A 14,466-nucleotide genomic window follows, 5' to 3' on the forward strand; every position below is an offset into this window, starting at 1 on the left:
CAGCCTCTATACGACGATGACCGCCATCGCCTCGCGGCGGCGGAGCGCGACGGTGATGTTTTGAACGCGGACCGCAATCGGATCGCGGCCGACAGCGCCCTCGTGCAGCACTTCCACCTGCGCGCCCTCGACAAAGCCCATCTCGATCAGCCGGCTCTCGAGCTCGACGTCGGGCAGGGCGGAACCTGCATCAGCGGCGGCAATGCGATGAATCACGCCGGCGAAGCCGCGGCTGGCCAATCCGAGCGGAAATTGCTGTTGAGTATCGTTTGCATCGGTCATGACCTGTCATTTCAAATCGTGCCTTGGCAGGTCAAGCGCGGCTGATGAACTAGGGCGTTACCTTAGAACGATTGTAAGTATCGCCGCGCCGCCGGCCGTCGGCCCTGGAAAATTGCGGGAATGTCATCGGCATGCCGGGGTTTTTGCATTCGGGGCGCAAGCACGGAGATTCGCATGGCCTCTCTCGCGAAGCTGTTGATTCCGGCATTGCTCTCGATCGCGTGGATGGCTCCGCCAGCGGCCATTCCGGCCTTTGCCGCCGGCGGAGGCGGCGATCCGCCGTCGGCCAACCCGCCGCCGTCGCAAAGCCAGCCGGCTCCCGCCGGCCGCTCCAGCCAGAAGGGCAAGAAGAAGCCGCAAAAGCAGTCCGGGCTCGAGGATTCCTCGTTTGCCGACGGATATCGCGCGGCCTATGCGACGATCTATCAGCGTAACGATTACGCCGCCGCGATCGGCCAGCTCAAGGCGCTCGGCCGCGACGATATCGCCGATGTCGCCAACCTGATCGGCTATTCCTACCGCAAGCTCGGCGACTACAAGCTGTCGCAAGCCTGGTACGAGCGCGCGCTGAAGTCAGATCCGAACCACGTTCGGACCTGGCAATATTACGGCCTGTGGCAGGTCGAGCAGGGCAACCGCGATTCCGCGCAATATCACCTGAGCCGGATCGCGGCGATCTGCGGCACGGCCTGCGACGAATACAAATCGCTGGCGGCCGCGCTCGAACAGCCTCCGGGCAGCGGCCTCGTATACTGAGCTCAAAGGAAGCAGCGGGCGCTTCATCGCGAAGCGCCCATGTTCGCGTGGGCGGGTCAGGCCTGCGGCCGCGTTTCCTGCGCGGGCGTCGGGGATGCGGGAGCATTCGCCGCGCGGGTGCGGAAATAGTCGAGCACGAACAGGCGAATTGCCGACGACAAATTGCCTTGCTGACGATTGCTGTCGATCTCGCCGACGAGCTCGGACAGCGTCATGTCGCGCATGCCGGAAATTTCCTTCATGCCGTTCCAGAACGCCTCTTCGAGGCTGACGCTGGTCTTGTGGCCGGCGACGACGATCGAACGTTTGACGACAGGAGACTTCATGACGCCTCTCCGCCGTCGAGCCGATGTTGATCGAGCAAACCGGTGGCGCGATCCTTGCGCTTCTGCTCCGATGTGCGCTCGGACTTGCTGCGGCCGAACTTCGCGCGATTGGCGTCAGCCTGCCGCGCCGATTGTTCTTTCTCGGCGCGCTTCCTGAAACGATTCAAATTGACCACGTCCCCCATGCCCGTCTCCAAGATCAAAGATGGCAAGGTGCGATAACCAGTGATGAAAATAGGAACGAAAACTGCGCCGCGCAAATGGACTCGATTGCCATCCAGGAATCCCCTTGTATTGCCCTCTGATAGCATCAAAAAAACAGTTTCGCTCTGCGAAAACTATTTTTTTTATGCTGTATCACGCAGAGCTGAGATGCGGATAGCCGATCAGCCTCCGCCTTTAGGTGTTATGATCTATAATTATAACAACGCTCCGCAATTTTTCGGGTCGTTGCGTGGTCACTCAGCCGGGGTGTGTCATTTTGTCCGGCTGCACCAGGCGGTCGAATTCCGCCTCTGAAACGAATCCGAGTCGCAGCGCTTCTTCCTTCAGCGTCGTGCCGTGCGCATGTGCCGACTTGGCGACTTTTGCGGCATTGTCGTAGCCGATTTTCGGCGCGAGCGCCGTCACCAGCATCAGTGAACGCTGCATCAAATCGCTGATACGCTTCTCGTCGGCGCGTATCCCGCTCACGCAGTGCTCGGTGAACGAACGCGCGGCATCGGACAGCAATTGAATGGAATGCATCATACAATATGCCAACACCGGCTTGTAGACGTTCAGCTCGAAATGCCCCTGGCTGCCCGCCACGGTGATCGCGGTGTGATTGCCGAACACCTGGCAGCACACCATGGTCATGGCTTCGCATTGGGTCGGGTTGACCTTGCCCGGCATGATCGACGAGCCCGGCTCGTTCTCGGGCAGGATCAATTCGCCGAGGCCCGAGCGCGGACCGGAGCCGAGCAGGCGGATGTCGTTGGCGATCTTGAACAGCCCGGTCGCCACCGAATTGATCGCGCCGTGCACCAGCACATAAGCATCGTTGGAAGCGAGCGCCTCGAACTTGTTCCTGGCGCTGGTGAACGGCAGGCTGGTGATTTTCGCGACGTGCTTTGCGAATGCTTCGGCAAATTCCGGCTTCGAGTTGAGCCCGGTGCCGACCGCGGTGCCGCCCTGCGCCAGCGGGTAGGTGTCTTTCACCGCCGTGTGCAGCCGGGCGATGCCGCTTTCCACCTGCGCGGCGTAGCCGGAAAATTCCTGGCCCAGCGTCAGCGGCGTCGCATCCTGCGTGTGGGTGCGCCCGATCTTGACGATCCTGGCGAACGCCTGCTCCTTCTTGCGCAGTTCGTCATGCAATTGCGTCAGCGCGGGAACGAGATCGGCGAGGATGCGGCTGGCCGCGGCGATATGCATCGCGGTCGGGAACGAATCGTTCGACGACTGGCTCATGTTGACGTGATCGTTGGGATGAACCGGTTCCTTGGCGCCGAGCTTGCCGCCGAGCAACTCGTTGGCGCGGTTGGCGATCACCTCGTTGAGGTTCATGTTGGTCTGCGTGCCCGAGCCGGTCTGCCACACCACCAGAGGAAAATGATCGTCGAGTTTGCCCTCGACCACTTCGCACGCGGCTTTCGTGATAGCATCGGCGCGGCGTGCATCGAGCAGGCCGAGCTCGCGATTGGTCTGGGCCGCCGCCAGCTTGACGATGCCGAGTGCATGCACGATCGGCATCGGCATGCGGTCCTTGCCGATCTTGAAATTCTGCCTGGAACGTTCGGTCTGCGCGCCCCAATAGCGGTCGGCTGGCACTTCGATCGGACCGAAACTGTCGGTCTCGGTGCGGGTGGCGTTCTTCGAAGAGGCTGCTGACGAGGACATGAGAAAACTTCCGTTACGCGTGAGTGCGAAACGGATTCTACAGCGTCAGTAAGGCGCTGTGTTTGGATTATTTCTTACGAAAACGGTCCAGCCGCACCACTTCGGCGCCATCACCCGTCTTGGCTGGCTCCTCCTGTTCCGCGGCCGGCGCGGAAACCGGCAAGGCTGCGGCCGGCGCTACCGCGGGCAGCTTGGTCGCGGCCGGCGTTTCGCTTGCGGCTTCGGAGGGTTCGAACTGAAGGCCGAACTGCACGGACGGATCGAAAAAGCTCTTGATCGCGGCGAACGGCACCACCAGCCGCTCGGGGATGCCGCCGAACGACAGGCCGACCTCAAAACGGTCCTCGGTCACCGCCAGGTCCCAGAACTGGTGTTGGAGGATGATGGTCATTTCTTCCGGATATTGCGCCAGCAGCCGCGGCGACAGCTTCACGCCGTCGGCCTTCGACATGAAGGTGATGAAGAAATGATGCTCGCCGGGCAGGCCGTGCTCGGCGGCGTCGCTCAGCACGCGGCGCAGCACTCCGCGCAGCGCATCGCGCGCCAGCACGTCGTATCGGATGTGATCGGTCGGCATGTTATTCCCTTGGACTGGTGTTGCGGCCGGTCGTCCGACTCGCCCCTTTGACGTGCATGCTACTCCGGCCGCAAGGCGAGGTCAGCAGGCGATATCGATGGAAATTGCAGCAGGCAAGGCCGCTCCAGCAAGATCCGGAAGATGAACGGAATTAAGTGGAGGCTTCTGTTGCCAGGTGCCTCCGAACCCCGCCTGACGGAGCTTAACCCGTCAGGACTTTAAGTTGGTCTTTCAAACTGCGTTACGCAGCCTGAGCAACCGGAGCAAAGTTGTCGTTGGCAACTATTGCAATAGCCCGATAACGGCGGAACAATACCGGGAAAAAACACGCCCTTTACGCCCTCGTCGATCCTGTTTCGCCCCCGCCGAAACCCGCCGCTTTCGAAGGGTGGGCTTGGGTGGAGGCGCCGGGTACCGCCCCCGGGTCCGAATGGTTTATTGCGACGGCCATTTATTTCCATAGCCGGCGAACCGGCACCCTCAATATAGGCTGCAAAGATTGAGAAAAACAGAGCCGCTTTTGGCGCATTTTGCCGTGGAACAAGCCTTGGAACACGCCGAATTGGCTTGGCGCTGGCAAAAAAACGGCGTTCTAGTTTTGGTGTCATGCCTCTGGATTCTTCGCCGGCCGCCGCCCCTGGGCCGGATATTCCCACACCGCATCCTGTTCAGCCCGGCCTCCTGGAGCTGTTTTTGGCGTTCGCGAAGATGTCGCTGGCCGGATTCGGCGGGGTTTTGGTCTGGGCAAGGCGCGGCATCGTCGACCAGCACCGCTGGATGACCGCGGAGGAATTCAACGAGACCTTTGCGCTGTGCCATTTCCTGCCGGGGCCGAACATCGTCAACCTTTCGGTGGTGTTCGGGGCGCGCTTTGGCGGAATTTTGGGCGGGCTTGCGGCCTTTGCCGGGCTGGTCGGGCCTCCCATGGTGATCGCCACCATCCTTGCCGCAATCTATGCACGTTACGGCGAGGTCGACGCGCTGCGGCGTATCCTTACCGGAGTGTCCTGCGCGGCGGTGGGCCTTCTGATCGCAGTCGTGCTGCGCATGATGATGCCGCTTGTCAGGAAGCGCGACGCCGCCGGGATGATCATCCTGGCCGCTGTTTTCATCGCGATCGGATGGCTGCGGCTGCCCTTGCCGGCGGTGCTGCTGGTGGCGGTCCCGCTCAGCCTTCTCATCACCTATCTTGTTCGCCAACGGGTGCCGTCATGAACGAGCCGGCCAATCCGATCGCGACACTGGTCTGGACTTTCGGCTTGATGTCGCTGTTTGCGGTTGGCGGCGCCAACTCGGCCATTCCCGAAATGCACCGGGTCGTGGTCGATGTCCATCACTGGATGAGCGAAACACAGTTCGCCGATGTGTTCGCGATCTCGCAGCTCTCGCCGGGCCCGAATGTGCTGATCGTGACCCTGATCGGCTATTCCGTGGCGGGCGTTTTGGGCGCGCTGGCAGCCACATTGGCGATGTGCGGGCCGACAGCCGTGCTTGCCTATTATGTGAGCGGCCTCATGGCGCGGTCCGGCGCCTCGCGCTGGCCAGCACTGATCCAGGCCGCTCTGGTTCCACTTTCGATCGGCCTGATGGGCGCCAGCGCGCTGATTCTGGCCGGGAGCTCGGACGGAAGCTGGGTGGCTGTCCTGGTCACGCTTGGCGCCGCCGCATTCGCCTTTGGTACAAAGCTTAACCCGTTCTGGATGCTAGCGGCCGGAGGCATTTTGGGTTTTGCTGGCGTTGTCTGACGAAAATGGCTAGGCAGGGGTTGGGATCACCTATCAACCGCCATCCATAGAGCGGCCAGAAGCTTTGTATGGGGAGGGAGTCGATGAGTAACGCGCCGGGCCATGCGCCGGTCAAATCGATCATGCCGAAATGGGTTCGTGCGCCGCAGGATTTCATCGGCGGACTGGCGCTGGTCGCGCTTGCGCTGTTCGCGCTATGGGCATCGAGCGACCTGCAAGGCATGCGTGGATTTTCGTTCGGCGCCGGCACCGCGCCCCGCATGTTTGCTTTCCTGCTGCTTGGACTGGGGCTTGCGGTGATGGTTGTGGGCGTCACGTCCGACGGCCCGCATGTTTCAACGTATCACTGGCGCGGTCCGCTGTTCGTGTCGGCGGCAATTCTCTTCTTTGCGTTTATGATCCGTCCGATGGGACTGATCTTCACCGCCTTTGCAAGCTTCATGATCGCGGCGATGGGTACCCCCGAAACCAAATGGAAAGAGACGGTCATCGTCGCCGTTTGTCTGACGGCTTTCTGCGCCCTTCTTTTCCCCTACGCACTCGGTCTGCCCTTGCAGATGGTGCCGAAATTCATGATCCGGTGAGGGCGCGATGGGAGACGTATTATCAAATCTTGCTCTCGGTTTCGGCGTCGTATTCAACTTCGTGCAATGGGCTCCGCCTTTTCTCGGCGGCATGTCGATCCCGATACCCGTCAACATCCTGTTGTGCCTGATCGGTGCGTTGGTCGGCACGCTGGTCGGCGTGCTGCCGGGCATCGGCACCATTGCCACCGTCGCCATGCTGCTGCCGATCACCTTTGGTCTGCCGCCCGTCGGCGCGCTGATCATGCTTGCCGGCATCTACTACGGCGCCCAGTACGGCGGCTCGACCACCTCGATCCTGGTCAACATCCCCGGTGAAGCCGGTTCCGTGGTGACCGCACTCGACGGCTTCCAGATGGCCAAGCAGGGCCGGGCGGGCCCGGCACTGGCGATCGCCGCGATTGGCTCGTTCTTTGCCGGCTGTGTCGCCACCGTGCTGATCGCGCTGCTCGGCGCGCCCTTGACCAAGATCGCGCTGGCCTTTGGTCCGGCCGAATATTTCTCGCTGATGGTGCTCGGCCTGATCTTCGCCGTGGTGCTGGCCAAGGGCTCGGTGCTGAAGGCGATCGCGATGATCGTGCTCGGTCTGCTCCTGTCGATGGTCGGCTCCGACATCGAAACCGGCGCCTCGCGCATGGCCTTCAACATTCCCGAGCTGGCGGACGGCCTTGGCTTTGCCACCGTCGCGATGGGGCTGTTCGGCTTTGCCGAGATCATCCGCAATCTCGATACTGGCGGTGAGAGTGACCGCCAACTGGTTCAGCAGAAGGTCACGGGCCTGATGCCGACCAAGGACGATCTCAAGGCTGCGGCCCCGGCCGTGGGACGCGGCACGGTGCTGGGATCGATCCTCGGCATTCTGCCGGGCGGCGGTGCTGTCATCGCATCCTTCGCCGCCTATACGCTGGAAAAGAAGGTGTCGAGGACGCCGCAGCGGTTCGGCCGCGGCGCGATCGAAGGCGTCGCGGCGCCGGAAAGCGCCAACAATGCCGCGGCGCAGACCTCGTTCATTCCGCTGCTAACGCTCGGCATTCCGCCGAATGCGGTGATGGCGCTGATGGTCGGCGCCATGACGATCCACGGCATCGTGCCGGGCCCGCAGGTGATGCAGAAGCAACCCGAGCTGGTCTGGGGCATGATCGCCTCGATGTGGGTCGGCAACCTCATGTTGCTGGTCATCAACCTGCCGCTGGTCGGCATCTGGGTGCGCCTGCTGCGCGTGCCCTACCGGCTGATGTTCCCCTCGATCGTGGTGTTCTGCTCCATCGGCATCTATTCGGTGAACAATGCGCCGGTCGACGTGATCCTCGCCGGTGTGTTCGGGCTGGTCGGCTACTGGCTGATCAAGCACGATTTCGAGCCGGCGCCGCTGTTGCTCGGAATGGTGCTCGGTCCGCTGATGGAAGAAAACCTGCGGCGCGCGCTGCTGATCTCGCGCGGCGACTGGTCGGTCTTCCTCACCCGGCCGCTGTCGGCGGTGCTGCTCGCCATCGCGGCATTCCTGCTGGTACTGGCGGTGCTACCGACGCTCCGTGCGAAACGCGACGAGGTGTTCGTCGAGTCCGAAAACTAGCCTGGGAATTGACCTGCGTCGGGTCGCCGCAGCCCGAAGTCGAATCGACTTCGGGCGCGGCGCTATAGAAACAGAAGGCCGGCCCGGCGGGGCCGGCACTTTAACTGGAGATATCGAATGAATTGGTCTGGTCGCTCGCTCGCGGGCGGTTGTTTTGCAGTCATCGCCGCGCTGGGCGCATGGAGCGGGCAGGGCCATGCCCAACAAGCCTATCCAACGCGCAACATCACCATGATCGTGCCGTTCGCGGCCGGCGGTCCGACTGACGTCATCGCGCGCATTGTCACCGGCCATATGGCGCAGACGCTCGGCCAGACCATCATCATTGAAAACGTGGTCGGCGCCGGCGGCACCACCGCCAGCGCCCGCGCGGCGCGTGCCACCCCTGACGGCTATACGTTGATCACCGGGCATATGGGCACGCACGCCGCATCGGTGCCGCTCTACCCGAACCTCGCCTATCACCCGGAAAAGAGCTTCGAGCCGGTCGCTCTGCTGGCGGGCACGCCGATCCTGATCCTGGCGCGCAAGGATTTTCCGGCCAAGGACCTCAAGGAATTCATCGCTTACGTGAAGGCCAATGAGAGCAAGGTGAATGCCGCGCATGCCGGCGTCGGCTCGGTCTCGCACGTGTCGTGCCAGCTTCTTGAATCGATCCTCAAGATCAAGCCGGTCAGCGTTCCCTTCAACGGCACGGGCCCGGCGATGAACGCGCTGGTCGCAGGTCAAGTCGACTATATGTGCGACCAGATCGTCAACGCCGTGCCGCAGATCAACGGAGGCACGATCAAGGCCTATGCGGTCGCTACCCCCGAGCGCAATCCGTCGCTGCCGGACGTTCCAACCACCAAGGAAGCCGGACTGCCGGAATTCCAGGCCCAGGCCTGGAACGCGATCTTTGCACCGAAGGGCACGCCGAAGGAGATCATCGAGAAGGTGAACGCTGCCGCCGCCAAGGCGCTCAACGACGAGAACGTCAAGAAGCGCCTGCTCGAGCTAGGCAGCGTGATCCCGGCACCCGCCGACCGCACCCCGGAGGCGCTGGGGACGCTGGTGAAGAGCGAGGTCGCGAAGTGGACGCCGGTGCTCAAGCCGGCGAATTGAACTACTTACACTGACGTTTCAGGGGGCGGGACTGCGGTTCCGCCCCTTGGCATTTGTGTAAACAAGCAACATTTTCTTTGTATAATTCCGCTCGACGAGCCTGAGTCGGTACAAGCGATCCGGCCCGGCCGCTACATTTGCCCTCCCTCGGAAGGGCCTGACCGGACGCCATGAACCAGTATCACGACCTGCTCGAACGTATCCTCGCCGACGGCGCGGAGAAGCACGACCGCACCGGCACCGGCACGCTGTCGATCTTCGGTCATCAGATGCGCTTCAACCTGCAGGCCGGCTTTCCGATGCTGACCACCAAGCGCCTGCCGCTGAAGTCGATCGTGCACGAGCTGCTCTGGTTCCTCAAGGGCGACACCAACATCAAATACCTGAAGGACAACGGCGTCTCGATCTGGGATGAATGGGCCGACGCCAACGGCGATCTCGGCCCGGTCTATGGATCGCAGTGGCGCTCGTGGCCGGCGCCGGACGGACGCACCATCGACCAGATTTCCAACGTGATCGACATGATCAGACGCAATCCGGATTCGCGCCGGCTGATCGTCAGCGCCTGGAATCCGGCCGAGGTCGACAAGATGGCGCTGCCGCCCTGTCACTGCCTGTTCCAGTTCTATGTCGCGAACGGCAAATTGTCGTGCCAGCTCTATCAGCGCTCGGGCGATGTTTTCCTCGGCGTGCCCTTCAACATCGCCTCCTATGCGCTGCTCACCATGATGGTCGCGCAGGTGACGGGATTGAAGGCGGGCGACTTCGTGCATTCGCTCGGCGATACGCATCTCTATTCGAACCATCTCGAGCAGGCGCGCCTGCAACTGACGCGTCCGACCAGGCAATTGCCGGTCATGAAGATCAATCCCGACGTGAAGGACATCTTCGCCTTCCGCTACGAAGACTTCGTGCTCGAAGGCTACGATCCGCATCCGCACATCAAGGCCGAGGTCGCGGTGTGACCGCGACGGCTGTTGCCCGCCCGCACATCGTCTTCGTCGTCGCCATCGCCGAGAACGGCGTGATCGGCGCGAACGCTGCGATGCCGTGGCGGCTGAAATCCGACATGCAGCGCTTCAAGGCATTGACGCTCAACAAGCCGGTGGTGATGGGGCGCAAGACCTTCGAATCCCTGCCCAGGGCGCTCCCTAGGCGCACCAACATCGTGGTCACGCGCGATACCGCCTACCGCGCGGCCGGCGCCATTGTCACGCATTCGCTTGCGGACGCCCGCGCGATCGCGACGGGCGATGCGCTGCGGCGTTTCGCCACTGAGATCGCCGTGATCGGCGGCGCGGAAATCTATGCGCAATGGATGGAAGATGCCGACCGGCTCGAGGTGACCGAGGTGCATGCCAAGCCCGACGGCGACACGCGGCTCGCCGCGATAAGTCCGGCGGATTGGGAGGAGGTCGCGCGGGTGCGCAATCCGGCGGGGCCCGACGACAGCGCCGAGTTCTCCTATGTGACCTATCGCCGGCGCAAACCGGGCTAATCGCCGCATTAACAATGTTTGCATTGACAATTGTGGCGCCGCGCATAGCTCGTTCGGACACCAAGGCTGCGTTGTAAGGGCCCGGGCAGTCCCCTATAAAGCCGGGCAGAATTGCAAGGCAGGGCGCACCGTCCGGTCCTTGGCTTTTAGGAGACATTCGAATGCCGTGGAAGAATCAAGGCGGGGGCCCATGGGGCCAGGGTCCGAAAGGACCATGGGGCCAGGGACCGCAACCGGTTGGGCCACGGCCGCCCGATCTTGAAGACCTGCTGCGTCGCGGCCAGGACAAGCTCCAGCAAATCCTGCCCGGCGGACATTTCAGCGGCATGGGCATCGCGCTGATCCTGGTCGCTGCGCTCGCGATCTGGGGCCTGTCCGGCTTCTTCCGCGTGCAGTCCGAAGAGCTCGGGGTCGTGCTGCGCTTCGGCAAGCATGTGCGCACGGTGCAGCCCGGCCTCAATTATCACCTGCCGTATCCGATCGAGACCGTGCTGCTGCCGAAGGCGCTGCGCGTCTCCACCATTTCGATCGGCATGACGCTGCTCGAGGATCCGGCGCGGCGCGGCCGCACCATGCGCGATGTGCCGGAAGAGAGCCTGATGCTGACGGGCGATGAGAACATCGTCGACGTCGATTTCACGGTGCTGTGGCGGATCAAGGCCGACGGCGTCGGCAACTACCTCTTCAACATCCAGAACCCCGAAGGCACCGTGAAGGCGGTCGCCGAAAGCGCGATGCGCGAAGTGATCGGCCGCTCCGAGATTCAGCCGATCCTGACCGGCGCCCGCACCCAGGTTGAAAACACCGTGCAGGAGCTGATGCAGAAGACGCTCGATTCCTACGGTTCGGGCGTGCAGATCGCGCAGGTGCAAATGCAGAAGGTCGACCCGCCGCAACAGGTCATCGACGCGTTCCGCGACGTGCAGGCGGCCCAGGCCGACGCACAGCGCGCGCAGAACGAAGCCCAGGGCTATGCCAACCGTGTCGTGCCGGAAGCACGCGGCCGCGCCGCGCAGATCCTCCAGGTGGCGGAAGGCTACAAGGAGCAGGCGGTCGCCGAAGCCAAGGGCCAGAGCGCACGTTTCGACAAGGTCTATGAAGAATACAAGAAGGCGCCCGACGTGACCCGCCAGCGCATCTATCTCGAGACGATGGAGCGCATCCTCGGCTCCTCTGAAAAACTGGTTTACGACGGTGGTCCGTCAGGACAGGGCGTCGTGCCGTTTCTCCCGTTAAACGAACTCACGCCGCGCCGAACGCCGCAAGCGCCGGCAACCCAGCCGCAGCAGGGAGGCAACCGATGAGGTCTCCCGTTACAGGCGTCGTTTCGCTGCTGCTGTTGTTCGTCGTCATTATCGTCGGCTACAGTTCCGTGTTTACGGTCGCGCAGACCGAACAGGTGTTGCTGGTGCGGTTGGGCGAGCCGATCCGCGTCGTCACTGAACCGGGCCTGAATTTCAAGGCGCCGTTCATTGACTCCGTCATCTCGATCGACAAGCGCATCCTCGACCTCGAAAATCCGTCGCAGGAAGTCATCGCCGCCGATAGCCGGCGGCTGGTGGTCGACGCGTTTGCACGCTACCGGATCAAGAACGCGCTGCGGTTCTATCAGAGCGTCGGCTCGATCCAGGCGGCGAACCTCCAGCTCACCACGTTGCTCAACGCCGCCCTGCGCCGCGTGTTGGGCGAAGCCACCTTGACCCAGATCGTCCGTGACGACCGCGAGGCGCTGATGATCAAGATTCGCGACCAACTTGATAAGGAGGCCGAGGGTTACGGCATCCAGGTGGTCGACGTGCGGATTCGCCGCGCCGACCTCCCTGAAGCCAACAGCCAGGCGGTGTATCAGCGGATGCAGACGGAGCGTCAGCGCCAGGCTGCCGAGTTCCGCGCCCAGGGTAACCAGAAGGCGCAGGAGACGAGGGCGAAGGCCGACCGCGAGGCGACGGTCATCGTCGCCGACGCCAACTCCACCGCCGAGCAGATCCGCGGCGCGGGCGATGCCGAACGCAACCGCCTGTTTGCCGAGGCCTATGGCAAGGATCCCGACTTCTTCGCCTTCTACCGCTCGATGTCGGCCTACGAGACCGGGTTGCGCGCCAACGACACGCGCTTCCTGCTGCGCCCTGACTCCGATTTCTTCCGTTTCTTCGGCAGCGCGTCGGGCAAGAATGGCGCGGCGACGCCGGCCGCGCCTAAGCAGTAAGCAAAGACTTCAGGCCGCGAAGCGGATTGCGCTTCGCGGCCTTAAAAACAAGAACAAGGTTTCCGCGGGGAGGTTTCCGTCCGATGAGGTCACTTGCGTTCACCGACTTCCTCATCGGTGTTGGAATCCTGTTCGTGCTGGAAGGCCTGTTGTTTGCGGCGAGCCCGTCGTGGATGCGGCGCGCGATGAAGAGCGCGGCGATGACGCCGGATAATATTTTGCGTGCGGTCGGCATCGGTTCGGCCGTGGCCGGTTTGTTGCTGATCTGGCTGGTGCGGCGCTAGCCCTACTGCCTGATCAACGCAATCGTGAGGCTCGGGCGGCCGGTTTTTCGCCGAAATGTCCCGCTCCCATGCTTGCACCAAGGCCCAATTCGGGCGCAGTGTGGTGCCATATTCCGTTGTCCGATTTGCCTCTGGAGAGAAGCTGACATGACCGGTGCCAGACCAGCCCTTAGCCGTCGCCTGCGCCTGTTCGGGGCCGCGATGACGATCGGCGTGGCAAGCGCGCTTGCCACCGCGCCGGCGTTCGCCCGCGGCCCGGACGGCATTGCCGACATCGCCGAAAAGGTGATCGACGCCGTCGTCAACATCTCGACCTCGCAGACCGTCGAAGCCAAGGGCGGCGGCGATCGCGGCGTCACGCCGCAGGTTCCGCCGGGTTCGCCCTTCGAGGAATTTTTCGACGATTTCTTCAAGAACCGCAGGGGTGGCGGCGGCGGCAAGGAATCGAACCGCGAGTTCCAGCCGCGCAAGACCAACTCGCTCGGTTCCGGCTTCATCGTCGACACGTCGGGCGTCGTCGTGACCAACAATCACGTCATCGCGGATGCCGACGAGATCAACGTCATCATGAACGACGGCACCAAGATCAAGGCGGAACTGGTCGGCGTCGACAAGAAGACCGATCTGGCGGTGCTGAAGTTCAAGCCGGTCAAGCCGCTCACCGCGGTGAAGTTCGGCGATTCCGACAAGCTGCGGCTCGGCGAATGGGTGATTGCGATCGGCAACCCGTTCAGCCTCGGCGGCTCGGTGACGGCCGGCATCGTCTCGGCCAAGAACCGCGACATCAGCCAGGGCCCGTATGACAGCTACATCCAGACCGACGCCTCGATCAACCGCGGCAATTCCGGCGGCCCGCTGTTCAATCTCGAAGGCGAAGTGGTTGGCGTCAACACGCTGATCATCTCGCCGACCGGCGGCTCGATCGGCCTCGGCTTCGCCGTGCCGTCGAAGACGGTGGTCGGCGTGGTCGATCAGCTCCGGCAGTTCGGCGAATTGCGCCGCGGCTGGCTCGGGGTGCGCATCCAGCAGGTTACCGACGAGATCGCCGAGAGCCTGAACATCAAGCCGGCGCGCGGCGCGCTGGTCGCCGGCGTCGACGACAAGGGACCGGCAAAACCGGCCGGCATCGAGCCGGGCGATGTCGTCGTGAAGTTCGACGGCAGGGACATCAAGGATCCGAAGGATCTTTCCCGCGTCGTTGCCGACACTACGGTCGGCAAGGACGTCGACGTCGTCGTGATCCGCAAGGGCAACGAGGAGACCAAGAAGGTCAAGCTCGGCCGGCTCGAGGAAACCGACAAGGTGAAGGAAGCCGCGCTCAAGCCAAAGGAAGACCCTGCCGAGAAGCCGGTAACGCAAAAGGCGCTCGGCCTTGATCTGGCTGTCCTCAGCAAGGACCTGCGCACCAAGTACAAGATCAAGGAAAGCGTGAAGGGCGTCATCATCACCGGCGTCGACAACGGCTCCGACGCCGCCGAGAAGCGCCTCTCCGCCGGCGACGTCATCGTCGAGGTCGCCCAGGAAGCCGTCGCCAATGCCGGCGATATCAAGAAGCGCGTCGAGCAGTTGAAGAAGGACGGCAAGAAATCCGTGCTGCTGCTGGTCGCCAACGGCGAAGGCGAACTGCGCTTCGTGGCGCTCGGCGTGCAGTAG

The 14,466-nt window shown here is 62.9% G+C and carries 17 protein-coding genes and 1 other RNA gene; 12 read left to right on the plus strand and 6 right to left on the minus strand.

Annotation, left to right across the window (positions count from 1 at the left end):
- Positions 1-6: 6 nt before the first annotated feature.
- Positions 7-282 carry a FeoA family protein gene (locus JQ628_RS27735; protein ID WP_212227644.1) on the minus strand — a complete coding sequence of 92 codons (276 nt, stop codon included), beginning with the start codon at positions 280-282 and terminating at the stop codon, positions 7-9.
- 174 nt (positions 283-456) lie between these two features.
- Between JQ628_RS27735 and JQ628_RS27740 the strand changes: the two genes are divergently transcribed.
- The gene (locus JQ628_RS27740; protein ID WP_212227652.1) at positions 457-1,038 is read left to right on the plus strand and encodes a tetratricopeptide repeat protein; all 582 of its coding nucleotides are present in this window, start codon (positions 457-459) and stop codon (positions 1,036-1,038) included.
- Positions 1,039-1,094: 56 nt separating this feature from the next.
- On the opposite strand, the gene JQ628_RS27745 is transcribed toward JQ628_RS27740, so the two are convergent.
- The 5 genes from JQ628_RS27745 to ssrA form a co-directional block, all read right to left on the minus strand.
- Positions 1,095-1,364, minus strand: coding sequence for a ribbon-helix-helix domain-containing protein (locus JQ628_RS27745; RefSeq protein ID WP_212227654.1), 270 nt, complete (start codon positions 1,362-1,364; stop codon positions 1,095-1,097).
- Positions 1,361-1,549 (minus strand): DUF4169 family protein, encoded by a 189-nt coding sequence (locus tag JQ628_RS27750; protein WP_212227827.1) that lies wholly within the window; start codon positions 1,547-1,549, stop codon positions 1,361-1,363. The genes JQ628_RS27745 and JQ628_RS27750 overlap by 4 nt, the downstream gene beginning before the upstream one ends.
- A 277-nt stretch (positions 1,550-1,826) precedes the next feature.
- Entirely contained in the window at positions 1,827-3,242 is a 1,416-nt protein-coding gene (gene fumC / locus JQ628_RS27755) for a class II fumarate hydratase (RefSeq protein ID WP_212227656.1), read from the minus strand.
- 67 nt (positions 3,243-3,309) lie between these two features.
- On the minus strand, positions 3,310-3,819 hold the full coding sequence (locus JQ628_RS27760) for an SspB family protein (protein ID WP_212227657.1): 510 nt from the start codon (positions 3,817-3,819) through the stop codon (positions 3,310-3,312).
- Positions 3,820-3,973: 154 nt separating this feature from the next.
- Positions 3,974-4,334, minus strand: a transfer-messenger RNA (tmRNA) gene (gene ssrA, locus JQ628_RS27765).
- Positions 4,335-4,425: 91 nt separating this feature from the next.
- Between ssrA and JQ628_RS27770 the strand changes: the two genes are divergently transcribed.
- From JQ628_RS27770 to JQ628_RS27820, 11 genes are all read left to right on the plus strand, one after another.
- Positions 4,426-5,034 (plus strand): chromate transporter, encoded by a 609-nt coding sequence (locus JQ628_RS27770; RefSeq protein WP_212227659.1) that lies wholly within the window; start codon positions 4,426-4,428, stop codon positions 5,032-5,034.
- Entirely contained in the window at positions 5,031-5,564 is a 534-nt protein-coding gene (locus JQ628_RS27775) for a chromate transporter (RefSeq protein ID WP_212227661.1), read from the plus strand. Before JQ628_RS27770 ends, JQ628_RS27775 begins: the two co-directional genes overlap by 4 nt.
- An 83-nt stretch (positions 5,565-5,647) precedes the next feature.
- Positions 5,648-6,148, plus strand: a complete 501-nt coding sequence (locus JQ628_RS27780) for a tripartite tricarboxylate transporter TctB family protein (RefSeq protein ID WP_212227669.1) — start codon at positions 5,648-5,650, stop codon at positions 6,146-6,148.
- Positions 6,149-6,155: 7 nt separating this feature from the next.
- Positions 6,156-7,721, plus strand: coding sequence for a tripartite tricarboxylate transporter permease (locus JQ628_RS27785; protein ID WP_212227670.1), 1,566 nt, complete (start codon positions 6,156-6,158; stop codon positions 7,719-7,721).
- A 117-nt stretch (positions 7,722-7,838) separates the two neighbouring features.
- Complete coding sequence (locus JQ628_RS27790) at positions 7,839-8,825, plus strand: tripartite tricarboxylate transporter substrate binding protein BugD (protein WP_212227672.1); 987 nt, start codon at positions 7,839-7,841, stop codon at positions 8,823-8,825.
- A 170-nt stretch (positions 8,826-8,995) separates the two neighbouring features.
- On the plus strand, positions 8,996-9,790 hold the full coding sequence (locus JQ628_RS27795; protein WP_212227674.1) for a thymidylate synthase: 795 nt from the start codon (positions 8,996-8,998) through the stop codon (positions 9,788-9,790).
- A complete protein-coding gene (locus JQ628_RS27800) occupies positions 9,787-10,323 on the plus strand; it encodes a dihydrofolate reductase (RefSeq protein WP_349628132.1) in 537 nt (178 codons plus the stop codon). The genes JQ628_RS27795 and JQ628_RS27800 overlap by 4 nt, the downstream gene beginning before the upstream one ends.
- A gap of 161 nt (positions 10,324-10,484) precedes the next feature.
- Entirely contained in the window at positions 10,485-11,627 is a 1,143-nt protein-coding gene (gene hflK / locus JQ628_RS27805; RefSeq protein ID WP_212227676.1) for an FtsH protease activity modulator HflK, read from the plus strand.
- On the plus strand, positions 11,624-12,529 hold the full coding sequence (gene hflC / locus JQ628_RS27810; RefSeq protein ID WP_212227678.1) for a protease modulator HflC: 906 nt from the start codon (positions 11,624-11,626) through the stop codon (positions 12,527-12,529). Before hflK ends, hflC begins: the two co-directional genes overlap by 4 nt.
- Positions 12,530-12,612: 83 nt before the next feature.
- Positions 12,613-12,813, plus strand: coding sequence for a DUF2065 domain-containing protein (locus JQ628_RS27815; protein ID WP_212227680.1), 201 nt, complete (start codon positions 12,613-12,615; stop codon positions 12,811-12,813).
- 147 nt (positions 12,814-12,960) lie between these two features.
- Positions 12,961-14,466 (plus strand): Do family serine endopeptidase, encoded by a 1,506-nt coding sequence (locus tag JQ628_RS27820; protein WP_212227682.1) that lies wholly within the window; start codon positions 12,961-12,963, stop codon positions 14,464-14,466.

Source organism: Bradyrhizobium lablabi (assembly GCF_018129385.1).
In the GTDB taxonomy this organism is placed as follows: Bacteria; Pseudomonadota; Alphaproteobacteria; order Rhizobiales; family Xanthobacteraceae; genus Bradyrhizobium; species Bradyrhizobium lablabi_C.